The sequence below is a fragment of the Chelatococcus sp. YT9 genome (genome assembly GCF_018398315.1).
Taxonomy (GTDB): domain Bacteria; phylum Pseudomonadota; class Alphaproteobacteria; order Rhizobiales; family Beijerinckiaceae; genus Chelatococcus.
Genome location: NZ_JAHBRW010000001.1, coordinates 202,277 through 228,821 on the forward strand (window position 1 = coordinate 202,277; position 26,545 = coordinate 228,821).

At 63.1% G+C, this 26,545-nt stretch carries 20 protein-coding genes; 16 read left to right on the top strand and 4 right to left on the bottom strand.

Translation table 11 applies throughout. The features are described from left to right. The first annotated feature begins 10 nt into the window (after positions 1-10). The 5 genes from groL (at position 11) to KIO76_RS00955 (ending at position 7,085) form a co-directional block, all read left to right on the top strand. The gene (groL, locus tag KIO76_RS00935; RefSeq protein ID WP_213321051.1) at positions 11-1,651 is read left to right on the top strand and encodes a chaperonin GroEL; all 1,641 of its coding nucleotides are present in this window, start codon (positions 11-13) and stop codon (positions 1,649-1,651) included. A 339-nt stretch (positions 1,652-1,990) separates the two neighbouring features. Continuing rightward, complete coding sequence (locus tag KIO76_RS00940) at positions 1,991-2,461, top strand: hypothetical protein (protein ID WP_213321052.1); 471 nt, start codon at positions 1,991-1,993, stop codon at positions 2,459-2,461. Positions 2,462-2,705: 244 nt separating this feature from the next. Further along, entirely contained in the window at positions 2,706-4,520 is a 1,815-nt protein-coding gene (locus KIO76_RS00945; RefSeq protein ID WP_249729427.1) for an ABC transporter ATP-binding protein/permease, read from the top strand. A gap of 132 nt (positions 4,521-4,652) precedes the next feature. Continuing rightward, positions 4,653-6,074 (top strand): lipopolysaccharide biosynthesis protein, encoded by a 1,422-nt coding sequence (locus KIO76_RS00950; RefSeq protein WP_213321053.1) that lies wholly within the window; start codon positions 4,653-4,655, stop codon positions 6,072-6,074. Between the two features lie 156 nt (positions 6,075-6,230). Beyond that, positions 6,231-7,085 carry a L,D-transpeptidase gene (locus tag KIO76_RS00955; RefSeq protein WP_213321054.1) on the top strand — a complete coding sequence of 285 codons (855 nt, stop codon included), beginning with the start codon at positions 6,231-6,233 and terminating at the stop codon, positions 7,083-7,085. 330 nt (positions 7,086-7,415) lie between these two features. On the opposite strand, the gene KIO76_RS00960 is transcribed toward KIO76_RS00955, so the two are convergent. Both KIO76_RS00960 and aptA read right to left on the bottom strand, forming a co-directional pair. Next, positions 7,416-8,171 carry a DUF2076 domain-containing protein gene (locus KIO76_RS00960; protein ID WP_213321055.1) on the bottom strand — a complete coding sequence of 252 codons (756 nt, stop codon included), beginning with the start codon at positions 8,169-8,171 and terminating at the stop codon, positions 7,416-7,418. Positions 8,172-8,310: 139 nt separating this feature from the next. After that, positions 8,311-9,666: an omega-aminotransferase AptA gene (gene aptA / locus KIO76_RS00965; protein ID WP_213321056.1), complete on the bottom strand. Its 1,356-nt coding sequence runs from the start codon at positions 9,664-9,666 to the stop codon at positions 8,311-8,313. 290 nt (positions 9,667-9,956) lie between these two features. Here aptA and KIO76_RS00970 point away from each other — a divergent pair, with 290 nt between their 5' ends. Next, positions 9,957-10,835 carry a TIGR01459 family HAD-type hydrolase gene (locus KIO76_RS00970; protein WP_213321057.1) on the top strand — a complete coding sequence of 293 codons (879 nt, stop codon included), beginning with the start codon at positions 9,957-9,959 and terminating at the stop codon, positions 10,833-10,835. A gap of 265 nt (positions 10,836-11,100) precedes the next feature. Here KIO76_RS00970 and KIO76_RS00975 read toward each other — a convergent pair whose 3' ends face one another. Next, the gene (locus KIO76_RS00975; protein ID WP_213321058.1) at positions 11,101-11,487 is read right to left on the bottom strand and encodes a response regulator; all 387 of its coding nucleotides are present in this window, start codon (positions 11,485-11,487) and stop codon (positions 11,101-11,103) included. Positions 11,488-11,835: 348 nt separating this feature from the next. Here KIO76_RS00975 and KIO76_RS00980 point away from each other — a divergent pair, with 348 nt between their 5' ends. From KIO76_RS00980 to KIO76_RS01025, 10 genes are all read left to right on the top strand, one after another. After that, positions 11,836-12,870, top strand: coding sequence for a bifunctional riboflavin kinase/FAD synthetase (locus KIO76_RS00980; RefSeq protein WP_213321059.1), 1,035 nt, complete (start codon positions 11,836-11,838; stop codon positions 12,868-12,870). A 162-nt stretch (positions 12,871-13,032) separates the two neighbouring features. After that, positions 13,033-14,265, top strand: coding sequence for a methyl-accepting chemotaxis protein (locus KIO76_RS00985; protein ID WP_213321060.1), 1,233 nt, complete (start codon positions 13,033-13,035; stop codon positions 14,263-14,265). A 330-nt stretch (positions 14,266-14,595) separates the two neighbouring features. After that, positions 14,596-17,589, top strand: a complete 2,994-nt coding sequence (gene ileS / locus KIO76_RS00990) for an isoleucine--tRNA ligase (RefSeq protein WP_213321061.1) — start codon at positions 14,596-14,598, stop codon at positions 17,587-17,589. Between the two features lie 16 nt (positions 17,590-17,605). After that, the gene (gene lspA / locus KIO76_RS00995) at positions 17,606-18,124 is read left to right on the top strand and encodes a signal peptidase II (protein ID WP_213324925.1); all 519 of its coding nucleotides are present in this window, start codon (positions 17,606-17,608) and stop codon (positions 18,122-18,124) included. A gap of 213 nt (positions 18,125-18,337) precedes the next feature. Continuing rightward, positions 18,338-19,018, top strand: a complete 681-nt coding sequence (locus KIO76_RS01000; RefSeq protein ID WP_213321062.1) for a hypothetical protein — start codon at positions 18,338-18,340, stop codon at positions 19,016-19,018. 211 nt (positions 19,019-19,229) lie between these two features. Next, complete coding sequence (locus KIO76_RS01005; protein WP_213321063.1) at positions 19,230-20,555, top strand: M16 family metallopeptidase; 1,326 nt, start codon at positions 19,230-19,232, stop codon at positions 20,553-20,555. A gap of 22 nt (positions 20,556-20,577) precedes the next feature. Next, the gene (locus KIO76_RS01010; RefSeq protein ID WP_213321064.1) at positions 20,578-21,852 is read left to right on the top strand and encodes a M16 family metallopeptidase; all 1,275 of its coding nucleotides are present in this window, start codon (positions 20,578-20,580) and stop codon (positions 21,850-21,852) included. Between the two features lie 109 nt (positions 21,853-21,961). Further along, on the top strand, positions 21,962-23,284 hold the full coding sequence (locus tag KIO76_RS01015) for a phosphoglucose isomerase-related protein (RefSeq protein ID WP_213321065.1): 1,323 nt from the start codon (positions 21,962-21,964) through the stop codon (positions 23,282-23,284). Positions 23,285-23,648: 364 nt separating this feature from the next. Next, a complete protein-coding gene (gene mutL, locus KIO76_RS01020; RefSeq protein ID WP_213321066.1) occupies positions 23,649-25,514 on the top strand; it encodes a DNA mismatch repair endonuclease MutL in 1,866 nt (621 codons plus the stop codon). Between the two features lie 99 nt (positions 25,515-25,613). After that, complete coding sequence (locus KIO76_RS01025; protein WP_213321067.1) at positions 25,614-26,000, top strand: DUF930 domain-containing protein; 387 nt, start codon at positions 25,614-25,616, stop codon at positions 25,998-26,000. On the opposite strand, the gene rsmD is transcribed toward KIO76_RS01025, so the two are convergent. After that, a complete protein-coding gene (gene rsmD, locus KIO76_RS01030; RefSeq protein ID WP_213321068.1) occupies positions 25,966-26,538 on the bottom strand; it encodes a 16S rRNA (guanine(966)-N(2))-methyltransferase RsmD in 573 nt (190 codons plus the stop codon). The two genes, KIO76_RS01025 and rsmD, sit on opposite strands and share 35 nt — an antisense overlap. Positions 26,539-26,545: the final 7 nt, after the last annotated feature.

Sequence of the window (26,545 nt, forward strand, 5' to 3'; positions counted from 1 at the left end):
GGAGCTATCCATGGCTGCCAAGGAAGTAAAATTTTCGTCCGACGCCCGCGAGAAGATGCTGCGCGGTGTCGACATTCTCGCCAACGCCGTGAAGGTAACGCTGGGTCCCAAGGGCCGTAACGTTGTCATCGAGAAGTCCTTCGGCGCTCCGCGCATCACGAAGGACGGCGTGACCGTCGCCAAGGAAATCGAGCTTGACGACAAGTTCGAGAACATGGGCGCCCAGATGGTGCGCGAAGTCGCCTCCAAGACCAACGACCTGGCTGGTGACGGGACGACGACCGCGACCGTGCTCGCCCAGTCCATCGTCAAGGAAGGCGCCAAGGCTGTCGCCGCCGGCATGAACCCGATGGATCTGAAGCGCGGCATCGACCTTGCCACGACGGAAGTCCTCAAGGACATCGAGAAGCGCGCCAAGAAGGTGAAGTCTTCCGAGGAAGTCGCGCAGGTCGGCACCATTTCCGCCAACGGCGACAAGTCGATCGGCGAGATGATCGCCCATGCGATGCAGAAGGTCGGCAACGAGGGTGTCATCACCGTCGAGGAAGCCAAGACCGCCGAGACCGAGCTCGACGTCGTCGAGGGCATGCAGTTCGACCGCGGCTACCTCTCCCCGTACTTCATCACCAACGCGGAGAAGATGGTCGCCGAGCTCGAGGACCCCTACATCCTCATCCACGAGAAGAAGCTCTCCTCGCTCCAGGCCATGCTGCCGGTCCTCGAGGCCGTGGTGCAGTCCGGCAAGCCGCTCGTCATCATCGCTGAGGACGTCGAAGGCGAGGCTCTCGCCACGCTCGTCGTGAACAAGCTCCGTGGTGGCCTCAAGGTTGCCGCCGTCAAGGCTCCGGGCTTCGGCGACCGCCGCAAGGCCATGCTCGAGGATATCGCCATCCTCACGGCCGGCCAGGTCATCTCCGAAGACATCGGCATCAAGCTCGAGAACGTGACCCTCAACATGCTCGGCCGCGCGAAGCGCATCCGCATCGAGAAGGAAAACACCACGATCATCGACGGCACGGGCAAGAAGAAGGACATCGAAGCCCGCGTTGGCCAGATCAAGGCGCAGATCGAGGAGACCACCTCGGACTACGACCGCGAGAAACTCCAGGAGCGTCTTGCCAAGCTGGCGGGCGGCGTGGCCGTCATCCGCGTCGGTGGCGCCACCGAGATCGAGGTTAAGGAGAAGAAGGACCGCGTCGACGACGCCCTCAACGCCACGCGCGCTGCGGTGGAAGAAGGCATCGTTCCCGGTGGTGGCACCGCGCTGCTGCGCGCCAAGGCCGCCGTCGGCAAGCTGAAGGACGACAACGCCGACGTTCAGGCCGGCATCAATATCGTTCTGAAGGCTCTTGAGGCCCCGATCCGCCAGATCGTCGAGAACGCGGGCGTCGAAGGCTCGATCGTCGTCGGCAAGATCCTCGACAACAAGTCGGCCACCTTCGGCTTCAACGCCCAGACGGAAGAGTACGTCGACCTCCTCGAGGCCGGCATCGTCGATCCGGCGAAGGTTGTCCGCACGGCTCTCCAGGACGCGGCCTCGGTCGCCGGCCTCCTCGTCACCACCGAGGCGATGGTTGCCGAACTGCCGAAGGAAAAGCCCGCCATGCCGATGGGCGGTGGCGCCGGCGGCATGGGCGGCATGGACTTCTAAGGAAGCCCCGTTCATCAGCCAGCTTGGACAGGCAAACCTGTCCAAGCCGACAGGACGTTTCGAGAAAGCGCGGCTCCGGCCGCGCTTTTTTTGCGCCGTGGTCTCCCGCTGAGGTGACCTGACCGCCGCCGAGAAAGCCAAGCCCATGCGAGCGATGCTTATGGCCGGCCTATGCTTTCAAGAATACTAAAGCTGTTACTTTGGACCAAGGCTCCGTCCAAGAAGAACGGACGTCACCCGCTGTGCGCTGACGGCAATACGGAAAGCGCGACACTCAAAACGTCGCACGGGAATATATGTATAACGGCACTACTAATTATCAAAATTGAGGTAATAAGGGTGCTTAATCTCAGTAAAATTCCTAGCCGCGCCACCTTCGAGGGAGATTTACCTACTTTCGTGGCGAGCGATGATCTTATCGAAATACCGTCGAGCGAATTTGACGTGATTGAACTCTATGCCGGAAACCACATCGTTCCACTCACCGGAAATGTAAATACTCTTTATGGCGACGGATACGACGTTTTTGTAGCTACAAATGACACGAATTTTGCTTGGATCGATTACTTCAACGAAGGCGACACGATCAACCTCTATGCCTTTGGCTTTACCGACAATAAACATGTCGTTGAAAACGCTAAAGACTGGGAGAATGACGAGGATCTGTCTGATGAATACCATTACACGGCTGTGACGATTACATCGCCATCCGGCGCCAAGGTGACGATTAACAACATGACGTTCGCCGACTTTGAAAAGAACGTCGACGCGATCGTGGATCTGACACCGACGCTGCCTGACTTGGTCTAGCTTCTCGCGGCAAGGCGCGGACTGCCAGCGATACCCATTACAAATCCTTAACGCACTCGCAATCCAATCGAGAGTGCAGGTCGCACATTGTCGCCTTCCGATCTTCGCGCTAGCTATGGCGGGGGTCGGGTTGCGACGCCGCCACGCCACACGGCATGGCGGATGGAGCGATTTGGGCGAGTACTATGTTCGGGCATCGCGCAGCCGCGCCAAACACGGGGACATCGGCCATGCATTTCCGTGCATGGCCGGCACAGGCATGATCGACGGATTGAAAAGCTTCCTTCTTGCCATCTGGCATCTCACCAAGCCCTATTTCAACTCCCGCGAAATCGGGGAAGTTCGGGTTTGGCCCCTCGGCACCTTCCGCGCACAGGAACGTTGGATCGGGCTCTTCATGCTGACGACCGTCGTCCTGCTTGCGCTGGGTGGTGTCGCGCTCAACGTCGTTCTGTCCTACTGGAACAATAATTTCTACACCGCGCTGCAAGGCAAGGACGAAAGCGCATTTTGGCGGTTGCTGGGCTTTTTTTGCATTCTCGCGACCGTCTGGGTGACACGCTCTGTGATCGCCTATGTCGTGCGCTCCTATCTCGTCATCCGCTGGCGACGCGTAATGACGGATCTTTACCTCGACCGCTGGATGCGTAACAACGCTCACTATCGCATGCGCTTTCTGGGTCAGAAGGCGGACAACCCAGATCAGCGTATTCAGGAAGACATCGACCAGTTCGTTACCACGACGATGACGCTCTTCCTCGGATTGCTGACATCGGTCGTCACGCTGTTTTCCTTTGCCTTCATCCTTTGGAATCTCTCCTCCAGGATGACGTTGCCCTTCACGGACATCACCATTCCAGGCTTTCTTTTCTGGGTGGCGCTTATCTATTCGATCGCCGGCACCGCGGGCGCGCATTATTTTGGCCGCAAGCTGATCCACCTCAACTTCATGCAACAGCGCTATGAGGCGGACTTTCGCTTCGGCATGGCTCGTGTGCGAGAGTATGGTGAACAGATCGCTCTAGTAGGCGGCGACCAAGCCGAGCGTCGTAATCTCGGCCGGCTATTTGGCTTCGTGGTCAAGAACTTCCTACAACTCGTCGGGGTCCAAAAGATTCTCACCGCCTTTACCTCCACGTATGGGCAGGCGGCGATCGTGTTCCCATTTCTTTTGACGGCACATAATTATTTCAGTGGCCGTGTGACCTTCGGCGACCTCATGCAGACGAGCCAAGCCTTTGGGCAGGTGCAGGATTCGCTTTCGTTCTTCGTCGATGCTTATTCCACTATGGCTGCCTACAAGGCGGTCGTCGACCGTCTCACCGGCTTCGATGAGACCATGGAGCGGGCGACTGTGGTTGGCACTGATACTCATGTGCTCGCCCGCAGCGAAACCGCGAGCGGCGACCTCGTCGTCGATAACGCGACCCTCTCGGCGCCCACCGGGGAGACGATCCTCACCGTGCCGCATCTCGCATTGGAGGAAGGCCGTGAAACGTTGATCGCCGGCCCTTCGGGCTCCGGAAAATCAACGCTTTTCCGGGCGATCGCCGGCATCTGGCCCTATGCGGAAGGCAAGCTGACGGTGCCGGCCGGAAAGAAGCTCATGCTCCTGCCGCAGCAGCCTTATATTCCGCTTGGCACCCTTCGCGAGGCAGTCACCTACCCGGCGCAGGAAGGTGCTTATGACGACGCGGCCATCCGTGAGGCACTCGCCGCCGTGCAATTGCCGCATCTCATTCCGCAGCTCGACGAGGCGCATCCGTGGCAGCAGCGCCTGTCGGGCGGCGAACAGCAGCGTCTGGCCATCGCGCGCGCGCTGCTGGCCAAGCCTGACTGGCTGCTTCTCGACGAGGCGACCGCGGCCCTCGACGAGCCGCTCGAAAAGGCCGTTTACGCCGTGATCGCCGAGAAGCTGCCCAACACGACTGTCGTGTCGATTGGCCATCGCTCCACGCTGAACGCGCTGCATGACCGCCGCATCATCATGGAGCGTCACGCGGACGGCATCTTCAGCCCGGTGACCACAGGCCGGCCGATGAGTTCGGCTCCCGCCTGAGCCCCGGAAACGACGGGCGCGTTTAGATGAAATTCATCAAAACGCGTCTTTTCTCTGGCGTGGGCCGCGCTCAGTCCAAATGACGCACGGATCAGCCCACGCTCCAGAAGTCGAGGCTTGGATTAAGACGGCATGACGATCATCTTGACCTTTGCCGTCAACTCCATCCTCAATTTTCTACTCGGGCTCCTGGTCGCCAAATTCCTGGGGCCCGCGGAGTTTGGGCGCTATGCCATAGCCGCGGCGATCGCCACCGTCGTCAACACGATTTGTCTGGACTGGTTACGGCTGTCGGCCACGCGCTTCTATTCCGAGCGGACGCGGCGGGAGGAGCCTGCGGTCCGCGCGACCCTGGAAACCAGTTTCGGGATGATGGCGCTGGTCGTCTTCCTGGGGGCCGGGCTCGTCATTCTCTCCGGTATCGATACCGGCTTCACCCCAGGATTGATCGCCGCCACCGCCGCAATGTGCGTGGCTATCGGGATCTTCGATTTCCACACGGCTCTCGCCCGCGCACGCTTTCTGGAACGCGGCTACGCGCATCTCGTGATCGTCAAGAATGTCGCGCTGTTCATCTTGATGGTCGGCAGCGCGATGATGTTCGAGAATGCCACGATCGTCGCGCTCGGCTTTGCCGCCGGCTCGCTCATCGCCATTGTCGTCGGTCGCGTCGCCCTCAGGGATCCCGAGGTCAGCCCGCGAGCGGCCCGCTCCGCGTTGGCGCGGAGCTTTCTCGCCTATGGCCTGCCGCTCGTCGGGGCGAACGCCATTTTCCAGCTGATGACGATCCTCAATCGCGGCGCGGTGGCTTCACACTACGGCTTCGCCGAAGCCGGCTATTTCTCGCTCGCCGCCGACCTCGGCATCCGCATCTTCGCGGTTGCGGGCTCGGCGGTCGACATCCTTCTGTTCCAGCTCGCCGTCCGCACGGACGAAACGCATGGTCGCGAGGCGGCAAACCAGCAGGTGTCCCGAAATCTCGTCATTATCCTGGCTTTCCTTGCGCCGCTGGCCGCCGGCTATTTCGTGCTCCTACCGCCGTTTCAAAGCCTGTTCATCCCATCCGATTTCCAGGGACCGTTCGCACGCTATTCGCTCGTGCTCATCCCGGCGCTTCTGTCCTTCTCGCTGCTGCAGTTCGCTCTCAACCCTGTCTTCCAGATAGAAAAGCGGACGAGACCCGTCATCGTCGCCGCCGGCTTCGGCCTTGCGGTCAATCTCGCACTGATGGCGGTGCTGCCAGCCCTCTACGGCCCGATCGGCTTCGCCCTGGCGCAGATGGGAGGCATGCTGGCGGCGCTGGGCCTCACCTTCGTGCTCGCCTTGCCGTTGCTGTCGGGTCGCCCACCGGTGAAGGATGTTCTGGTCATCATCGGCGCCACCGCCCTCATGGCCGCTGCAGTTTGGTCGCTGCGCGGCATCGCGAGTGCGCCCGTAGCGCTTGTTGCCGGTCCGCTGATCGGCGGCGCGATCTACGCCGCCCTTATCCTTGGGCTCGACGTGGCAGGCCTTCGTGCCGCTATCCTTCAGCGGCTCAAAGCAAAGTTATCCTGATGGCATTGTTGATTGCGCGCATCAGCGCAAGAATACTCTAACCTTGTTGCCGATTTCTCGCCCGTGTGGCGATGAGAGAAGGTAAATCAGTAAGGGCGGATTCACCACTCGGCCCGCTATCCTTGTCCAAGCGGACATCCGAAACGAGGACAGCCGATGCGCCATCGCCAACTTCTGCCAGCCGTCGCGCTGACATTGAGCCTCATTGTGCCGTCACTCGCCCTCGCCCAGCAGGGAGGCTATTCCGGGTCGAACGGCAATCTTGGCGGTGGTTTCCTGGAATTCCTGGCGACCGGCGGCCGACAAAGCGGCACCCAGGCGCCAGAGTACTTCTATCAGCCTGCCCCGCCGGCCGGCCGCGGCGCGCGAGCCGGTCGTGCGGATTATGGCGACGAATACCTGCCCATTCAGCGCGATCCCCTGGCCGATGCGCTGAATGGTCCGGCGCGCGATGACTACTACGGCTCTCGCCAGGGCAGACGCTACGATGGCCGCCGCATGCGAACGGCGAATGTGCCGCCGGACGGCATCGACGCCCGCCGCAGCTATGCGCCGCAGGCGGAGATTGCAGGCCGCCTTCAGCGCCAGGAAGTCGCCTATGACGGCAAAGAGCGGGCCGGCACGATCATTGTCGACACCCGCACACGCTATCTCTATCTCGTCCAGCCCGGTGGCCGGGCGATACGCTATGGGATCGGCGTCGGCCGGCAAGGCTTCACATGGAAGGGACGCGAGACGGTGAGCATGATGCGCGAATGGCCCTCATGGCGGCCACCGGCGGAGATGCGCAAACGCCGGCCCGACCTGCCGCGCTACATGGACGGCGGCCCGAACAACCCACTCGGCGCACGTGCGCTTTATCTCGGGAACACCTTATTCCGCATCCACGGCACGAATGAGCCGCATACGATCGGCCGGGCTGTCTCGTCCGGCTGCATCCGGATGATGAACGATGACGTCATCGATCTCTACAACCGGGTGGGTATCGGCACGCGGGTTGTGGTGAGCTAGGGCGGATCGACAATCAACGAGGTTGTGTGGACGGTTGCCACGGTAAACCTCCGCCGTCATTGCGGGGCGGGCCGCAAGGCCCGAGCCCGGAACCCATGAACACGACGGGGAACGAATAAGGTGCCCGGCCCGACCCGTCTTCCTGTCCAACGCCGTGTTCATGGATTCCGGGCTCTTCGCTGATGCGAAGCCCCGGAATGACCGCGACACTGTGACAAGGCTGACGTGACCAACTGTCCACACGGCCTGGGAGGGTCCGTTCTCGGCCCGTGTCATCCCCGGCGGGCTGCCGAAAGCCCCTTCGGCAGCCCGCTGCGCCCCTGGCCGAGCCTACAGCCAGTCTGAGGTGTCGCCGCCGTTGTCGTACCCAGCGTCGTAATCATCCTCAGCGGAATCAGACTCGTCGTAGTTCGCCTCTTGCACCTGAGGGCTGTCATCCCTCGTATCCGCCCCCGAGGCCGGATCGGCCTGCGGCGTCGAGGCAGCCGAGGCGGTATCTGCCGAAGTGCTCGCCTGGCCGTGCGAACCAAGGCCGAAGGCATCGGCGAGGAGATTTCCGGCAACGAGGCCGCCCGCGACGCCAGCAGCTGTGGTCAGCGCCGAGGACAGGAATCCGCCCCCACCCATGCGTTGCCCCCAGGGACCATTCGCGCCCGCACCGAAGCCCGGCGCGTTCGCGCCACCCCAGGGGCCGGCTGGGGGTTGGGCGCCCTGGAAATCCGTCTCCGTCTGGCGCGCGCCGGGCCGCGGGAAAGTCTCAGGCGCCGCGGGCGCCGCGCTGGCGCGTGCCGGCGCGCCTGGCGCACCGCCGCCGAACAGTCCGGAGAGAAACCCGCCTGCCTGCTGAGCCTGCGGCGCATTGCGCGCTTCCGCGAGCTCGGCCTCAAGCGTGGCGACACGCTCGCTCAGGTTGGCGAGCGCCTGCTCCTGCACATGCACGACCTGGGCCATGATATAAGGAGCGCTGGGCTGGGCGGCGATACGCTCGCGAATGAAGGCTTCCGCCTCGGGATCGCGCGGCTGGTTCTCGGCCTGCCGCAGGCGGTCGAATATCCCGCCGATAACGTCCTTCTCCTGCTCATTCATCGCGCTCGTTCCTCACATGTTATGCGCGGTACATCCCCACCGACGCATAGAGCTTTCTAAAGGAAAGACGTGACGAAATTCGGACCGAGCGGAGAGAACGGAACGGGGACGCGCTGGACACCCCCGTCCCTTATTCAGCTTACGCGACCGCGCGGATGACGGCCTTTAGCTTGTCGGCGATCTCGCCGATCTGGCTCTCGGTGATAATCAGCGGCGGGGACAGGGCGATTGTATCGCCGGCGGTGCGGAACATCAGGCCATGCTCGTGGAACGCGCGGTCCAGCGCCTCATAGCCTCGCGTGCCCGGCGCGCCATCGCGCGGCTTGAGATCGATCGCGCCGACTAGGCCGATCGACCGGATGTCCTCAACGTTGGGCTCACCCTTCAGCCCGTGGATGGCGTCGGCCCAGACGGGTTCGAGCTCGCGGGCCCTTTCGAACAGCCCTTCATCGCGATAGATGTCGAGCGTGGCGAGGCTCGCGGCGCAGGCCAAGGGATGAGCCGAATAGGTGTAACCGTGCGTCAGCTCGATCGCATGCATCGGCCCGCCCTGCATGAATGCCTCATAGATGCCCTTGCGAACGAAGCAGCCGCCCATCGGAACAGTGCCGGAGGTAACACCCTTCGCAAAGGTCATGATGTCCGGCACAACGCCGAAACGCTCGGCCGCGAAGCTTGCGCCCAGGCGACCGAACCCGGTGATGACCTCGTCGAAGATCAGCAGGATGCCGTGCTTGTCGCAAATCTCGCGCAAGCGCTTCAGGTAACCCTTCGGCGGCGGCAGCGCGCCCGTCGATCCCGCCATCGGTTCGACGATGACGGCCGCAATGGTCGAGGCATCGTGAAGCGCGACCAGACGCTCGAGGTCATCGGCGAGATGAGCGCCCCACTCCGGCTCGCCGCGGGAGAACGCCTGCTTTTCGCGGTTGTAGGTGTGGCTGATGTGATCAACACCCGCGAGCAGATTGCCATAAAGCTTGCGGTTAGCGACGATGCCCCCAACAGCTGTGCCGCCGAAGCCGACGCCGTGATAACCGCGCTCTCGGCCGATGAGGCGCGATTTCGCACCCTTGCCTTGCACGTTCCAATAAGCCAAAGCGATCTTCAGCGCAGTGTCGACGGCTTCCGAGCCAGAGTTGGCGAAGAACACATGGTCGAGATCGCCCGGCGCGAGCGCCGCGAGACGGGCAGCCAGGGTGAAGGCCTTTGGATGACCGAATTGGAAGCTTGGCGCGTAGTCGAGCTCGGCCGCCTGCTTCTGGATGGCATCGATGATCGCATCGCGATTATGGCCGGCGTTGCAGCACCATAGGCCCGACGACCCGTCAATGATCCTGCTGCCGTCATTGGCGATGTAATGGATGTCCTTCGAACTCACGACCAGGCGCGGCTTGGCCTTGAACGACCGGTTCGCCGTAAAGGGCATCCAGAAGGCTTCAAGGTCGTTCGGGGTGGAAGACGCCGATCGACCGGCGTGATCGTAGGCAGAGGACATGAAAAGGCTCCGTGGGTGACGTAACCACCGCTAAACACCCGCAATCTGCGTTCGCAAGGCCAGTCGGCAGCCAGGAGAAGCGGGGCTGAACTCCCTTCATGACACCGGCATCAAGGAACTTCAAACGCGATTTTGCTCAAGCCGGTTCGACCTTGCCTATGGCACCGGCAGCCGAGATGTATTAGGCGTGACAAATTCCAACACTACGCTGCTGCGACGAGAGCCACACCGGCTTCCTGTTGCTCGATCATGGAATTTTATACTGAAGCGCCGATGCAGAAGGGGATATTATGTCAGACGCGGTGGGGCCCATTCCAGTGATCGAGGGCCTGTCTTCGGTCGCGGATCGCTATGACGTCATTCTATGCGATATCTGGGGGGTCCTCCACGACGGCGTGCGCGCTTTCGCCGCAACCGGCGACGCGTTGAACCGATTCCGCGGCAAAGGCGGCACCGTCATCCTCATCTCCAACGCGCCGCGTCCAGGCCAGGAAGTATTGCCGCTCCTGGATAGCCTCGGGGTCCGGCGAGACGCCTATGACGACATCATCACTTCGGGTGATGTTGCGCGGCGCAGCATTGCCCAGCATGGCAATGATCCGCTCTTTCACTTGGGGCCTGAACGCGACCTGCCGCTTTTCCAGGGCCTGCACGCGCGCCTCGTGCCGGTCGAGGAGGCACGCTACGTCGTATGCACCGGTCTGTTCGACGACAACCACGAGACGCCCGAGCACTACCGCGAGCAGTTCGAGGCCATGCAGGCCCGTGATCTGGCGATGATATGCGCCAATCCGGATCTCGTCGTCGAGCGCGGCCATCATCTCATTTACTGCGCCGGCGCGCTGGCGGCACTTTACGAAGCACTTGGCGGCACGGTTACCTACGCGGGCAAGCCGCATCGCCCGATCTATGATGCAGCCTTCGAGCTCGCATCAACGGCCCGCGGAGCGCCGATCGACGCTCGTCGCGTGCTCGCCGTCGGCGACGCCATCCGCACTGATGTCGCGGGCGCCGCTGCGATCGGCATTGATGCGCTTTTCGTCAGCCGCGGCATCCATGCACGTGAGTTTGCGGACCCGGCTGGAGCCCTCGATACGGCCGCGCTCGGTCGCTGGATCATGGAACAAAGCCATCATCCCGCGATGATGATCGATATGGTGCGCTGGTGAGGCGAATGGCGGCTCGGGCCCTGGGGCGCCGTTTAAAGAAACCTGGCTCGGCTGGCCATAAGCCAGTCGGCCTCTCCCGCCGGCGCTTGTCGTCGAGATCTGTCCGCGACAAGGTTCTCTGACCGGCCGAATCGCCGGGAAGCCAATACGCAGACACATTTAGTTATTTAGCCGCAGAAAATCGCCAGCGGATTGCAGCTAAAACACAATCAAGGCACGTCAAATTACACGAGGGACTTCGACAACTTTCGCGGCCGAGAACTGCTCAACCTATGCCGCAGGTCGCTTCGATCTTTGCTTTCAAGATCTGGGCATTGAAGGGTTTGACAATATAGTTGTCGACGCCGGCGCGCTTGGCCGCGATGACGCTCTCCGTCTTGGATTCAGCCGTCACCATGATGAAACGCATGCTGTCGAATGCGGGATTGGCCCGAACAAGCTGGACGAGTTCGAAGCCACTCATCGGCTCCATGTTCCAATCGGAAATAACCAGTCCATATTGCTTGAGTTTAAGCTTGGCCAAAGCGCTTTCCCCGTTCGGCGCTTCGTCAATGTCATGAAAGCCAATCTGCTCGAGGAGATTTCGAACAATGCGGACCATCGTCTGGAAATCATCGACGATGAGAATCGGCATTGCAAAGTCAAGCATCACAGCCAGCTCCAAATGGATTCGTCATGCGGTCTGGAACAATCCAAACCAAACCGGGGACCGAGCAAGAAGCGCAATTCTTCTTGCCCGTGCCAGCGCATTGAACGGATCACAGCCCCCAGCGCGGTTAATAGAGAAATGGTGGTAGGACGCAACCAAATCTTTACTCTGCGCACAAACATCAAACGGCTCGCTCCCAAAGCTGCGCCAGCGCATGGCGCCGAAATGAGCGGGCGTGCGGCTTGAACCCGGACGTTTTACGACGACCTGCCGCTTGACCATGATACGGGCATGGGGGCAGGGTTCGACGCCGGCCGGCATTCGTTGTCCAAGATTGATCGCGACTGAACCATGACCCAAGATACACCATTTCTCGTAACGCGATCGAGCACCCTGCCGGCAGGTCTCGCGAGCCCAATTCTCGCCATCGGCAACTTTGACGGAATTCATAGGGGCCATCAGGCGGTCATCCGCACAGCGGTTGAATTGGCGCAGGACCGAGGCCGCCCGGCCAGCGCCCTCACCTTTGACCCGCATCCCAGCCTGTTCTTCGCGCCGCAGCGGGCGGCGTTCGCGCTCACCCCGCTGCCGCTCAAGAAACGCCTGATGGCCCATTTCGGTCTCTCCGGCGCCATCGTCCTTCCCTTCGATCACAAGCTTGCGGCCACGACTGCCGAGGAGTTCGTCGACCGATTGCTAATCAGCGAAATCGGCGCTGCCGGCATCGTTATCGGCGGGGACTTTCATTTCGGACGCGGCCGCGAGGGCTCCCCGGACTTTCTCAGCAAGCGCGCTGCACACCATGGTATTCCGGTCATCATGGTGACAGCGGTCGGTGATGGGGAGGATCAGAACGTCAGGGTATCCTCCACCGCGATCCGTGAGGCGCTGGCGCGCGGCGACATAAATTCGGCCAACAAGATGCTCGGCTACCGCTGGCTCGTGAGCGGCACAGTCGTGCACGGCGACAAGCGAGGTCGGCTTCTCGGCTTCCCCACCGCAAACGTGCATCTTTGGAAAGACTTCGGCCTTCGCTATGGCATTTATGCCGTTCGTGTGCGCCATGGCGAAGAAGTATTTGACGGCGTCGCCAGCTTCGGACGCCGCCCCACCTTTGACAACGGGCCTGCGTTGCTCGAAGTTCATCTCTTCGCTTTTTCCGGCAATCTTTATGATGCGCTGATCGACGTCGAGTTCGTGGCGTGGCTGCGGGGCGAGGAGCGCTTCGATGATGTCAATGCGCTGATCGCCCAGATGAACCGCGATTCAGAGGACGCTCGCGGTCACATCGCCCATCCGGACGGAGCAATTCCGTCGCTGATCGCTTCACTGATGCCACCCGATCTGACAGACCGCTCCGCCTGCCATTCTCCCTATTCCGCCTGATACGAATCCGCCTAAGAGGCGCGACGGCCTTTCTGTCTCGTTCCCGGGACGAACGCGGCTGCTTTCATAAGCTCCACAGTGTCCTACAGTGGTATTTCTCCACATTTTTTTAATCATGTTCGGTAAGATGGACCATCCTTGTAACGGACGGTCGCTTTGCCAATGCCCCTGACCCGAATTGTAAAGGCCACGCCCGGCGAGCTCGTTGTCCGTTTTGGCATTCTTTTCGTTGCGTTCGCGGCTGTGATGGCGATTGCGCGTCGTCTGGAGGGCGCTCTATCGGTCGATTCGATGATCGTGATGCTCCCAATCGCAGCCATTCTCGCCCTGATCTCCCTGTTTCTGCCTCTTCCCGCGTCTCCTGGCCTCAGTACCCTCGGGGCCAGGCTCGTCGCACTCGGCGAGGGCGACCTGACGAGCCCTGTGCCGGACAGCGCAAGATCCGGTGAGGAAATGCGGCTGTCGCAGGCGTTGGAGCGCGTGCGTCAGGAATTGCTCTCCACCAAGGCTGCCGTCGCGAAGCTCACCGAAGCGCAGGCAGCGGCAACGCGTGAGCAGCGCATCAGCCTTGATCCGCGCGGCGTCGAGCGCCTGACGCGTTTGGCGAATGCCGTCGCAGAAGCAGCCCGCTCCATCGATGCATCCTCCAAGGAAACGAGCGACATTTGCGAAACGACGATTGCGCGCATCCGCGAAAGCGTGCGCTCCGCGCACCTGTCCACGCATGGGGTTCAGACAGCGGCCGCGGCCGCCGTGGAACTCACGAGCTCGATCAATGAAATCGGCCGGCAGCTTTCACAAGGCTCCGACATCGCCGCCCGCGCCGTACGCGAGGCCGAAGGAACGAGCGCGCTTGTCGGGGCGCTTGACCGTTCCAGCGCCAAGATCGGTGAGGTGGTCACGCTGATCACAGCCATCGCCGAGCAGACCAACCTGCTGGCGCTCAACGCCACGATCGAGGCCGCGCGTGCCGGTGAGGCTGGCCGCGGCTTCGCAATCGTGGCGCAGGAAGTGAAGGCGCTCGCCAGCCAGACCGCGCGAGCCACCGAGGACATCCGCGGGCAGATCAATTCGATGCAGTCTGCGACGTCGCAGGCGGTCGCTGCGATCGGCTCGATCACCGGCACCATCGCGTCCATCGACAGGATGACCATGATCATCGCCGATGCGGTCGGACAACAGAGCGCCGCGACGCAGGAAATTGCCCGTTCCATCGAAACGGCCGCTGCTGGCGCCGGTGAGCGCAGCGATACGCTCGCCCTGGTCGAGCGCACAGCCGAGGACACGACACGTACCCGCGAGAGCCTGGCGCGCGGGGTCACGAAGCTTCGCACGGATCTCGAGAATTTCAGGTCGCATTGTGAACGGTTGCTTACGCCTTCACAGGGCGCCTGAGGCCAAGCGTGGCCAGACCGCCGCCCAAAGACTGCGCGCCCCATCGGGTGCCACGGGCCGGGGCTGCGGCGCCCCCGGGATAAGCTTCCGCACGGTCTTTATTCTGGCGGAGGCTGCTGCTAGAAGACCTTGCATGGACAGGTTTCTTGCTACGCGGCGAATTAAAAGCCCGGCTTTCGCCTGAGCGCACGGCTTCTGGAGCATCCGCCTCCCGGGCCGCACCTCGCGAAGGTCCGGGTTATCATGGGCTGGGACAGCCCATCCGCTATGATTTCATGCTCAGCGCCTCTGCGGTAATGCAACGGGCGCATTCTTCAACCGGCCAGGCTCATGACCGATTCACCTGTTTCACCCGCTGACCCGTCCCCCTCTTCCGCGCAGCGGGACTATTCCGAGACGCTTTTTCTGCCGCAGACGGATTTCCCGATGCGCGCAGGGTTGCCCCAGCGGGAGCCCGAATTTCTGGAGCGCTGGGCGCGCATCGGCCTCTTCAAGAAGCTGCGTGCCGCTGGAAAGAACCGTAAGCGCTTCGTCCTGCATGACGGCCCCCCCTATGCGAACGGCAACATCCACATCGGCCACGCGCTGAACAAGATCCTGAAGGATCTCGTCACGCGTTCGCAGCAGATGCTCGACCACGACGCCAATTACGTCCCCGGATGGGACTGCCACGGTCTGCCTATCGAGTGGAAGGTCGAGGAGCAGTACCGCGCCAAGGGCCGCGACAAGGACGACGTGCCTATCATCGAATTCCGTCGCGAATGCCGCGCCTTCGCCCAGCATTGGCTCGATGTCCAGCGCGAGGAGTTCAAACGGCTCGGCGTCGAAGGAGACTGGGACCACCCTTACGCAACCATGACCTTCGACGCAGAGGCTCAGATCGCCTGCGAAGTCATGAAATTCGCGGCGAGCGGCCAGCTCTATCGCGGCTCCAAGCCCGTCATGTGGTCCATCGTCGAGCGCACGGCCCTCGCGGAGGCCGAGGTCGAGTATCAGGAACACACGTCTCCGACGATCTTTGCGAAGTTTCCAATCGTCACGAGCGCTGACCCCGCGCTTGTCGGCACCTCGGTGGTCATCTGGACGACCACGCCCTGGACGATCCCCGCCAACCGCGCCATCGCATTTTCGAAAAACATCGCCTATGGCCTCTACCAGGTCACGACCGCCCCGGAAGGCAACTGGGCCAAGCCTGGAGACCGCTACATCCTGGCCGACAAGCTCGCGGCCGAGGTGCTGAATGCAGCGAAGGTCGAGTCCTATGAGCGCCGCGGCGCCATCAGCGCTGAAACGCTCGCCGGCATCCATGCCGCGCATCCTCTGCGCGGGCAAGGCTATGACTTCGACGTGCCGCTCATTGCCGCCGACTACGTCACAGACGACGCCGGTACGGGCTTCGTGCACACCGCGCCGGGGCATGGCGCCGACGACTACATCACCTTCATCAACAACCGCGCGACATTCGAGCGTGCCGGCACGTCGGTCGTGCCGCATACGGTCGGGCCGGACGGCGCGTATTATGCCCATGTGCCGCTGTTCGCCGGCGCGCGGGTGCTCGACGACAAGGGTAAGGAAGGTGACGCCAACAAGCGGGTCATCGAGGCGCTGGTCGCCGCCAACGCCCTGATCGCACGCGGCCGCCTGAAGCACCAGTATCCGCATTCCTGGCGCTCCAAGGCCCCGCTCATCTTCCGCAATACGCCGCAATGGTTCATCGCCATGGACAAGGACATCGCCGGCCCCGGCGACACCTTGCGGCAGCGCGCCTTGACCGCGATCGCCGCGACCGAATGGGTGCCGGAGACGGGCGAGAACCGCATCAATGGCATGATCCAGAACAGGCCCGACTGGGTGATCTCGCGCCAGCGCGCCTGGGGCGTGCCGATCGCCATCTTCATGCGTGAGGATGCCGCGGGCAATGTCATCGACCTCGCGCCGGGACCAGACTTCAAATTCAACAAGGAGCTGTCGGACCGCGTCGCGGCGGCCTTCGTCGCGGAAGGCGCCGATGCCTGGTTCGCGGCCGATCCGCGCCGGTTCCTCGACGGTTTCGTCGACAATATCGAGGACTGGACGCCGGTGAACGACATCCTCGACGTCTGGTTTGAATCAGGCTCGACCCATGCCTTCACGCTTGAGGTACGGCCGGAATTGAAGGCACGCCGCGCCGTCGACGGTGGACATGACAAGGTCATGTATCTTGAGGGCTCCGACCAGCACCGGGGCTGGTTCCACTCCTCACTGCTGGAGAGTTGCGGCACGCGTGGTCGGGCGCCGTTCGACATCGTGCTGACGCACGGTTTCACGCTCGACGAGCAGGGCCGGAAGATGTCCAAATCGCTCGGCAACACCGTTGCGCCGCAGGATGTCATCCGCACCGCCGGCGCCGATATCCTGCGCCTGTGGACGGCCTCGGTCGACTATTCAGACGACCAGCGCATCGGTCCCGAAATCATCAAGAGCGTTGTCGACCACTACCGCAAGCTCCGCAATACCATCCGCTGGATGCTCGGCACGCTCCATCACTTCAAGGGGCATGACCTCGTTCAGGTCAGCCAGATGCCCGAACTGGAGCGGCTGATCCTGCACCGCCTCGCCGAGCTCGACGAGGAGGTCCGCAAAGCCTATGCGGCCTTCGACTACAAACGCGTCGTCGCGGCGCTTTCGGTCTTCATGACCTCGGACCTGTCGGCCTTCTACTTCGACGTGCGCAAGGATGCGCTCTATTGCGATCCGGCCAACAGCGTGACGCGGCGGAGCGCGCTCACCGTTATCGATCAGGTGTTTCGCTGCGTGACGACCTGGCTCGCACCGATTCTCGTGTTCACAGCCGAGGAGGCGTGGCAGGCTCGCTTCCCCTCAGAGGAAGGCTCGGTGCACCTCGAGCTCTTCCCCCAGATCCCGCCGGACTGGCGCCACGACAGCCTCAAGGCGAAGTGGGATAAAATTCGCCGTGTCCGCCGCGTGATCACCGGGGCCCTCGAGATCGAGCGCGCCCAGAAGCGCATCGGCTCCAGCCTCGATGCCGCGCCCATCGTCTTCATCGAGGATGCGGAGCTGATGGCCGCTCTCAAGGGCATCGACCTCGCGGAGGTCGCGATCACCTCCGCGATTCAGGTCATTTCCGGCGTTGGTCCCGCGGACGGCTTTCGCCTTGATGATGTGGCGGGTGTCGTCGTCGTTCCCGGGCTTGCGCCGGGGCGCAAATGCGCCCGCTCGTGGAAGATCTCGCCTGACGTCGGCAGCGATCCGGACTATCCGGACGTGACGCCGCGCGACGCCGAGGCGCTGCGAGCTTGGGATGCGGCCCATAGGGGCGCATGAGCGTGCGCGCATGAACATGTCGCCCGCCCGCCTGGGGACCCTCCTGGCCGGCCTGACCTTCGTAGCCGACCAGGCATCGAAGCTCTGGCTCTACCATGTGGTCGATATCGGCGCCCGACCACCTATCGCGGTCACGCCGTTCTTCGACCTCATGCTGGTCTGGAACAGGGGTGTCTCCTACGGGCTCTTCCAGCAGGAGGGGCCTATCGGCCCATGGGTGCTCGTGATCCTGTCGCTGGCAGCAGCCATCGGGTTGAGCATTTGGCTTAGGCGTATCAAGACGGGGCTTATGGCTGTCGCCATCGGTCTCATCATCGGCGGGGCGCTTGGCAATGCCGTTGATCGGGCCGCTTACGGCGCGGTGCTCGATTTTGCCCATCTTCACGCCTTTGGGTATAGCTGGTATGTCTTCAACATCGCCGACGCGGCGATTGTCGCGGGCGTCATAGGCATCCTTTATGATGCCTTGTTCCTGGAGCATCGACGGGCGAATGCCCCGGGTTCCCATGCGTCCGGTCCAGACACGACCTCGTGACGGGAGCTTCCTCGCATGGGCTTCTCGCTGAGCGGTTCGGCTGGTATGAAGAGGGCATCGAGCTGCCCGTCACACCACGGATGGGTTATTTTTGGGGGAGATGTAGCCCGATCACAGTGTTTGTTATGATTTCGTTGGGCGGCGCCTCACTGTTGCCGCATCATGTCAACAACACTGATCAAGCGCTGCCGACATGAGAGTAGGACTGACATCATGACGCGTCTCGACGTAAGGACATGGGGACTGCCGGTCGCCGCCTTGATGCTTGGGCTTATGGCCGGCGCGACCCCTGCCTCGGCGCAGGACACATCTGGCGTCTTCATGAAGGACGTCCTGGGTAAACTCGGCATCATCGATGAGGAGCGCCCGCCGATTGAATACCGCGAGCGCGCACCCCTCGTGATCCCTCCGGGTGCCGGCAATCTGCCACCGCCCCGCGCTGCAGCCAATGCCCGCGACGGTAATTGGCCGAATGATCCGGACGTCGCAGCAGCCCGCCGCGCGCAGCGAGAGGCGCGCCAACCGGTTCCTGTTCGTAATGACAGCTACGACGGCCGCGCGCTGAGCGTGGATCAGATCCGTGCTGGCCGTCGCGCCGGCTCGGGAGCATACGCGCCTGGAGAGCGCGCCAGAAGCTGCATGGGCGACAACTGCCGCGACGAGCTGCTCGTCAATCCTGACGTGCTTCGCAACAACGGGCACCCGATGGAGCAGAAATCCAACCTCGCCTATGGACAGGAACCAGGCCGCGGCTCCCTCGCCGAGCCCCCGAAGGGCTATCGCATCCCGTCGGCGAATGCGCCGCTCGGTGACGGCAAGGCCTCGCCGATCGTCCGCGAATCACCAGGCGATGTCGAGCGGGAATTCATTCGGCAGCAGGCGGGCAGCCGCTAACCGTACCGCTCGATAAAACGCGACGTCGCAATCGCGCTTCATTGAAATTGACATCAACGAAGCTTAGCTTTTGGCAACGCTCCCCTTTGCAGGGAGGGCGTTGTCTGGCGTTGGATCGTGGCTTCTACCGCCCGCACGATCCTGTGTTGTACCCCAAAGCGCGATCGCGTTACGGTAGCGCGGTTCACGTCCTGATCCTGAAGAGCTGCTGATGCCCTCAACACCGCTCGCCGGCCTCAATCCCGCTGTTTCCCCTTCGGCCACGGGTGGCGGCCCGCAGGTGTCCTCCTTCACTCTTGCCAATGGGCTTGAAGTGGTCGTCATCCCGGACCGGCGCGTCCCCGTGGTGACGCACATGGTTTGGTATCGGAACGGCTCAGCGGATGATCCGCCGCTCAAGTCCGGCATCGCCCATTTTCTTGAGCACCTGATGTTCAAGGGTACGGCCACCCATCCTGCCGGCGAATTCTCACAGGTGGTGGCGAGCCTCGGCGGACAGGAGAACGCGTTCACCTCCTACGACTACACCGCCTATTTCCAGCGCGTCGCAAAGGAACACCTCGGCACGATGATGCGCTTCGAGGCGGACCGCATGAACGGCCTTGCTTTTGACGAGGACGTCGTCGGCCCCGAGCGCGACGTGGTGCTGGAAGAACGGCGCATGCGGGTGGAGACGGATCCCGGCGCCCAACTCGCCGAGGCGCTCTCCGCCTCGCTGTTCGTGCATCATCCCTATGGCACGCCCATCATCGGCTGGATGCACGAGATCGAGGGCCTGACCCGCGACGACGCGCTCGCCTATTACAAGCGGTTCTACACCCCCGAAAATGCGATCCTCGTCGTTGCCGGGGATGTCGAGGCGGAGACCGTACGCGCGCTGGCAGAGGAAACCTACGGCAAGGTGCCGGCTCGCGGCGCGCCTCCAGAACGACGCCGCCCGCGCGAGCCTGTTCTCAATGCCTCGCGGCGCGTGACCGTGACGGACGAGAAGGTCGAGCAGCCGTACTTGCAGCTGAGCTATCTGGTGCCCTCATCCCGCACGCAGGAAGGGCGGGAGAGCTACGCGCTCGAGCTTCTGGCCGAGATCCTCGGCGGAGGCCAGACCTCGACCCTCTATCGCAGCCTTGTTCTGGAACAGGAACTCGCCGTTTCCGCAGGCGCTTATTACTACGGCTCGCTGCTCGACGCCGGCCAGTTCATCATCCATGCGGCCCCCCGGCCGGGCGTGACGCTCGAGGCGCTTGAAGCCGCCATAAACAAGGCCGTCACAGCCTTCCTCGAACGCGGCGTCTCAGGCGAGGAACTGGAGCGCGCCAAAACCCGCTTTGTCGCCGAGATGGTCTATGCACAGGACAGCCAGGCGCATCTCGCACGGCTTTTCGGCTCGTCACTCGCCATCGGCGAAAGCGTCGAGGACGTGAAGCTGTGGACCCAGCGCATCGAAGAGGTAACGGCTGACGAGATCCGCGACGTCGGGGAGCGCTTCATCCATAAGGGACACGCTGTGACCGGCTATCTTGAGCCGCGCCGCGCCTGACGCCATCCTAGAAGCGAGATGCATGATGACCGTTCGTGAATCCTCCGCCGCCTCGCGCGCCGTGCAACGGGTCATTTCGCCCGGCGGCATCGAGGCCTGGCTCGTCGAGGAACATGCCATTCCGCTCATCGCCATGGAGGTGGCCTTCCTCGGTGGCGCGGCGCAGGATGCAGATGGCAAGGCGGGCACCGCCGCCCTGATGGCCGGCCTTCTCGACGAGGGGGCGGGCGAATTATCCGGCGACCAGTTTCAGGAACGCTTGGCGGATCGCGCCATCGAGCTCCACTTCAACGCCGATCGGGATAGCTGGCATGGCGCCCTCAAGACCTTGACGCGCCATGCGGATGAGGCCTTCGACCTGTTCCGGCTCGCGTTGACCCGACCACGCTTCGACACCGATGCGGTGGAACGCGTCCGCGAACAGATCCTGGCCGGTCTCCGTCACGAGGCGAAGGACCCGGACAGTCTCGCGAACCGCGCCTTCTTCACGGAGGCCTGCAGCGGGCATCCCTACGCGCACCCTGTGCGCGGCACGATCGAGAGCCTCGGGACCGTCCGCCGGGACGATGTCAGCGCACTGCACAAACGCGGTTTCTCACGCGCCAATCTGTACGTCGCCGTCGTGGGTGCGATTGATGCCGACAGCCTCGGCAAACGCCTGGACCAGCTTTTCAGCGAGCTGCCGGCGGCGGCGGAACTTGCGCCAATCAGCCCGCTCACCCTCGGCAATCTCGGCAAGCATGCCATCGTCGATCTCGACGTGCCGCAGTCCGTGGTGCGCTTTGGCCTGCCAGGACTGGCGCGGCGGGACCCGGACTACATGGCCGGCTATATCGCCAATCATATTCTAGGCGGCGGCACGTTCACCTCCCGCCTGTTTCAGGAGGTGCGCGAGAAACGCGGCCTCGCCTACAGCGTTTGGACATCGCTTCATCCGCTGCGCCATTGTCCGCTCTTCATGGGCGGCACGGCCACCAAGAACGAGCGCGCGGGCGAGGCGCTTGACGTCATCAAGAGTGAAATCGTCCGTCTGGTGAAGGATGGCGCGAGCGAGGAGGAGTTCGCCAAGGCGAAGCAGTTCCTCATCGGCTCCTATGCGCTCCATTTCGACACCTCGACGAAGATCGCCCGCCAGCTCGTGCATATCGCGATCGACGGTCTCGGCATCGATTATATCGATAGGCGCAACGCGCTGGTGGAAGCCGTATCGCCGGATGATCTCAAGCGCGCGGCACAGCGCCTCTTCGGTAATGGCGATCCGCTCGTCGTGGTCGCCGGTCGGCCTGTCGGACTGTAACAATCCGGCGGTATCAGACTTGCACATCTGCCGACTCGCAGACTTGCGGAACCTGCCTTAGCTCGGGGCCGTTCCCACCCATAGCCTTATCGGCTGACAGGAGTGACGCATGAGTTTCACCCAGTCCATAGATCTTGCCCTGGCCGCACAGGTCGGCGGACATGGTCTGCCGGCGACGGCCATCGAGGCCGCCCTTTCGGCCGTCGGCACCGCCGCCGATCGCCTGCGCGAGGATCAAAGCAAGGGCACCCTCCCCTTGCTTCGCCTGCCGGCGACCACGGATGATCTCGACAGCATACGCGCCACGGGCCGCAAGCTCCGTGATGGCGCAACCGATATCGTCATCCTCGGTGTGGGCGGCTCGAGCCTCGGCGCTCAGGCGCTGGCGCAGCTCGCTGATTATCTGGTGCCCGGCCTCGGCCGCTTGGGCGATGGCCCGCGCATCCATTTCTTCGACAACCTCGATCCGCTCACATATGAGGCCGTGCTTGAGCGGCTGCCGCTTGGCACGACGCGCTTCTTCGCCGTGTCGAAGTCCGGCGGCACCGGCGAGACGCTGATGCAGGTGATCGCCGTGCTGACGGCGCTCGACCGAGCGGGACTCAGGGACCGCGCCAAGGACCTCATCTTCGGCCTGTCCGAGCCGCAGAAGGACGGGAAGCGCAACGCCCTTCGCGACCTGCTCGCCCCCGAAGGCGTGAGCTTCCTTGAGCATGATCCGAATGTCGGCGGGCGCTATTCCGTTTTGAGTAACGTCGGCCTGGTACCAGCGGCGGCGCTCGACATCGATGTCGCGGCAATCCGCGCGGGTGCGGCCAAAGCCCTCGCGCCGTTTGCCGACGGCACCGATCTCAAGGACAACCCCGCTGCCGTGGGAGCCGCGCTCAACGTGGCAGCCACCCTCGAGGGCAAGGGCATCGCCGTCGTGATGGCCTATGCCGACCGCCTCGAGCGCTTCATGAAATGGTGGGTGCAGCTGTGGGCGGAGAGCCTCGGCAAGGATGGCAAAGGCACGCAGCCCGTGGGTGCGCTTGGCCCGGTGGACCAGCACAGCCAGCAGCAGCTTTATCTTGCCGGCCCCAAGGACAAGCTCTTCACGGTGATCACCACTGACGTGGCCGGCAAGGGATCGGTCATCGATGAGGCGCTGTCACGGCGCGCGGGCGAGCCGGGCTTCGCGCACAAGCGCATCGGCGATTTCGTGGCAGCCCAGGGGCTTGCCATGATCGATACTTTCGCCAAGAACGGCTGCCCGGTCCGGCGCATTCACGTGCCGGTGCTGAACGAGACGGCGATGGGCCAGCTTCTGATGCATTTCATGCTGGAAACGATCCTCACCGGCTACGCGCTTGGCCTCGATCCCTTTGATCAGCCCGCCGTCGAGGAAGCCAAGATCCTCGCGAAGAAATATCTGACCGAAGGCAAGGGCTAAGCTCCGGCGCCATTTTGCGAGAACTGACCCGCCCTCTACCATCATGGCCGGGCAAAGGCCCGGCCCTCTCAATGGTAGGCACCATGATCACCGCCACTCACCTCTCCCCGCCGGGGGGAAGTCGGCACGAAGTGGCGTGTGAGGGGGGTGAGCGTCGTGAGGAGATAGCCCTCACCCTGCCCTCTCCCGCACGGGAGAGGGGACGTCGGCGATAAGCGTTCACGGACATCTTCACGAGGTGGGCTTTCCTCATCGTGTCGTCGCCGCGGGGAAATCACAGCCCGAGCTCATGCGAATCATCCGTTGTGGGCGAGCAGTCATCCGGCCTCCCGCCATACCGCGAATCGTCTAGACTGTCCGGGTGATGCGTCCGCTTTCCCTTGACGAACGGCCGGCTGGCCTTGTCCGGCGCCTCGAGCCCGTGCTCATCGACCAGATCGCGGCGGGCGAGGTGGTCGAGCGGCCAGCTTCGGCCGTCAAGGAACTCGTGGAGAACGCGATTGACGCCGGCGCGACCGCCATCGAGGTGGTCATCGACGGAGGCGGCCGCCGCCTGATCCGAGTCACGGACAATGGCATCGGCATGTCAGCCGAGGATCTGGCGCTCGCCGTCGAGCGGCATGCGACGTCCAAACTGCCGACCTCTGATTTGTTCTCCATCAATTCTCTCGGCTTCCGGGGCGAGGCCCTGCCCTCGATCGGTGCCATCGCGCGCCTCTCCATCACCACGCGCCGGCGCGATGGTGCGAACGGCTGGCAGATCATGGTAGATGGCGGGCAGAAGGGCGATGTCCGACCTGCCGCGGCCAATCCTGGCACGCGTATCGAGGTCACGGACCTGTTCTCAGCCACCCCTGCCCGTTTGAAATTCCTGAAGACCGACCGCGCCGAAGCGCAGGCCGTGGTCGAGGTGGTCAAGCGGCTCGCTATGGCGCATCCTAACGTGCGCTTCACGGTTGCTGGAGAGCACCTCACCACCGTCGACCTGCCGGCGGAGGGCGCCGATGACGAGGCGTTGCTGCGGCGTCTCGGCCGGCTGCTCGGACCGGAGTTCCTCGCCAATGCCATCCCGATCGATGCCACTCGCGAGGGCGTGATCCTAGGCGGCTACGCGGGCCTGCCCACCTTCCATCGCGGCACCGCTGCCCATATCCACGCTATCGTCAATGGTCGCCCGGTTCGCGACAAGCTGATCTTCGGCGCCGTGCGGGCTGGTTACATGGACGTGCTGCCCTCGGACCGGCACCCCGCCATCGGCCTCATCGTCACTTGCGATCCCCGGCTGGTGGACGTGAATGTGCATCCCGCCAAGACCGAGGTTCGTTTCCGCGATCCCGGTCTCGTACGCGGCTTGATCGTCGGAGCCCTGCGCGAAGCCTTGGTGCGGGCAGGCCATCGTGCTGCGTCGACGGTTGGGGACCGCACGCTTGCCACCTTCCGCCCCGCTACGCTCCCGCCACCGGCTGATGCGGGGCGCCCCGCCGCCTTTCCGCAGCGTGCCGTGCTCACGCGTGATTTCACACCCCGCCCCAGCGTGACCGGCTGGCAGGCGCCGCTCACGGGTTTCGGCGAGCTGACGAGCCTTACCCTGCCGCCGCTCTCGGCTGATGCCAGCGCCGATGCAGCGCCGATACGCGAGGAGGACCTCGACCAGCCGCTCGGCGCCGCGCGCGCCCAGATCCACGAGAACTATATCATCGCGCAGACACGCGAAGGTCTCGTGATCGTCGACCAGCACGCAGCCCATGAACGCCTCGTCTATGAGCGCATGAAACGCGAGCGGGCCACTAATGGTATCGCACGCCAATTATTGCTCATCCCGGAGGTAGTCGAACTGGATTCGGGTTCGGTCGAGCGGCTGGACGGGCAGGCCGAGGTCCTGGCAGGATTAGGCCTTGTGCTCGAGAGCTTCGGGCCGGATGCTGTTGCCGTGCGCGAAATGCCCGCAGCGCTTGCTGGCGGCGACATCCGCCGGCTGGTGATGGATGTGGCCGACGCGCTCACGGAATGGGGGGACGCGCGCGCTCTCGAGGAACGATTGGACCATGTTCTCGCAACGATGGCGTGCCATGGCTCCGTGCGCTCCGGCCGCCGCCTGAAGCCCGAGGAGATGAATGCTCTTCTCCGCGACATGGAGGTGACGCCGCTATCCGGCCAGTGCAACCACGGCCGACCGACGTATGTCGAGCTCAAGCTTGCCGATATCGAGCGCCTGTTCGGCCGGCGCTGATATCAACGACATCCTGCGACTGATCGGCAATGTTGGGTGCCGGGCCTCCGAATCGAGGTCGAGCGTCTCTCACCGTTACAGGGTCAGCACAGGATAGCCATGACGAAGCAACTCAATGGCCTGATGATCGCTTTCGCCTCCTTGACGATTTCAGGAAGCGCCACCCATGCGGGCTCATTCGAGCGCGAGCTTCTTAAACAGGATCCGCGAACACGGGCGGTATGGGTCTGCGAACGGCTTGGCCTGCAGAAAATGAAAAAGGACCGCTCGCTCAGGAAGCCTGACCGCCTTTTTCTCGACGTGCCCGTGAACTCCGCCAGCCTGTCGGAGAATATCCTTACCGGAAATGGCCAGATCCGCGACGAGCGAGGCTGGACCGACCTCTCCTTCCGCTGCACTGTCAGCGCTGATCGGCTGAAGGCACAGGCGCTCACTTATACGCTGGGCAAACTCACGCCTTGGGAGGTGACGAGCCCCAAGCCATGAAGACGACTTCGGTCTCGCCATAGTCGCGGCGATCGAGCAGCGCGAACCCGGCGGGCACAACAAAATTAGCGCCCGCCGCCTCCTCCACGAGAACAAGCGCTTCCGGCGCGATCCAGCCGCCCTCGGCGGCCGACGTCAGCGCGCGTTCCGCCAAGCCTTTGCCGTAGGGCGGATCACAAAAGACGAGGGTGGAAGGTTCAAGCGGTTTGGCCGGGCCCATGTGCATTGCGTTGCGGCGCAGGATGCGCGTAATGCCCGCCACTCCGAGCGCCTCGACATTGGCGCGCATCAAACCGCGCGCCTCAGTACCATCGTCAACCAGGATGGCGAAGGCAGCGCCGCGGGACAGCGCCTCGAGCCCCATAGCGCCGGTGCCGGCGAAGAGATCAAGCACCCGCGCGCCGGGAACCGGATCATCATAGGCATGCGCAAGAACGTTGAAGATCGTCTCACGCAGGCGATCGGACGTCGGCCGTACCGCGCTCGATTTCGGCGTGGCCAGCCGGCGCCCCTTATGGTCTCCACCGATGATCCGCATGGCAAGG

Coding starts and splice junctions, on each gene's coding strand:
- KIO76_RS00950 (WP_213321053.1), top strand. CDS start 4,653: ATGACGATCATCTTGACCTTTGCCGTCAACTCCATCCTCAATTTTCTA.
- KIO76_RS01025 (WP_213321067.1), top strand. CDS start 25,614: ATGACGAAGCAACTCAATGGCCTGATGATCGCTTTCGCCTCCTTGACG.
- lspA (WP_213324925.1), top strand. CDS start 17,606: ATGTCGCCCGCCCGCCTGGGGACCCTCCTGGCCGGCCTGACCTTCGTA.
- ileS (WP_213321061.1), top strand. CDS start 14,596: ATGACCGATTCACCTGTTTCACCCGCTGACCCGTCCCCCTCTTCCGCG.
- KIO76_RS01015 (WP_213321065.1), top strand. CDS start 21,962: ATGAGTTTCACCCAGTCCATAGATCTTGCCCTGGCCGCACAGGTCGGC.
- mutL (WP_213321066.1), top strand. CDS start 23,649: ATGCGTCCGCTTTCCCTTGACGAACGGCCGGCTGGCCTTGTCCGGCGC.
- KIO76_RS00985 (WP_213321060.1), top strand. CDS start 13,033: ATGCCCCTGACCCGAATTGTAAAGGCCACGCCCGGCGAGCTCGTTGTC.
- aptA (WP_213321056.1), bottom strand. CDS start 9,666: ATGTCCTCTGCCTACGATCACGCCGGTCGATCGGCGTCTTCCACCCCG.
- KIO76_RS00960 (WP_213321055.1), bottom strand. CDS start 8,171: ATGAATGAGCAGGAGAAGGACGTTATCGGCGGGATATTCGACCGCCTG.
- KIO76_RS00970 (WP_213321057.1), top strand. CDS start 9,957: ATGTCAGACGCGGTGGGGCCCATTCCAGTGATCGAGGGCCTGTCTTCG.
- KIO76_RS00980 (WP_213321059.1), top strand. CDS start 11,836: ATGACCCAAGATACACCATTTCTCGTAACGCGATCGAGCACCCTGCCG.
- KIO76_RS01000 (WP_213321062.1), top strand. CDS start 18,338: ATGACGCGTCTCGACGTAAGGACATGGGGACTGCCGGTCGCCGCCTTG.
- rsmD (WP_213321068.1), bottom strand. CDS start 26,538: ATGCGGATCATCGGTGGAGACCATAAGGGGCGCCGGCTGGCCACGCCG.
- KIO76_RS00955 (WP_213321054.1), top strand. CDS start 6,231: ATGCGCCATCGCCAACTTCTGCCAGCCGTCGCGCTGACATTGAGCCTC.
- KIO76_RS01005 (WP_213321063.1), top strand. CDS start 19,230: ATGCCCTCAACACCGCTCGCCGGCCTCAATCCCGCTGTTTCCCCTTCG.
- KIO76_RS00945 (WP_249729427.1), top strand. CDS start 2,706: ATGGCCGGCACAGGCATGATCGACGGATTGAAAAGCTTCCTTCTTGCC.
- groL (WP_213321051.1), top strand. CDS start 11: ATGGCTGCCAAGGAAGTAAAATTTTCGTCCGACGCCCGCGAGAAGATG.
- KIO76_RS01010 (WP_213321064.1), top strand. CDS start 20,578: ATGATGACCGTTCGTGAATCCTCCGCCGCCTCGCGCGCCGTGCAACGG.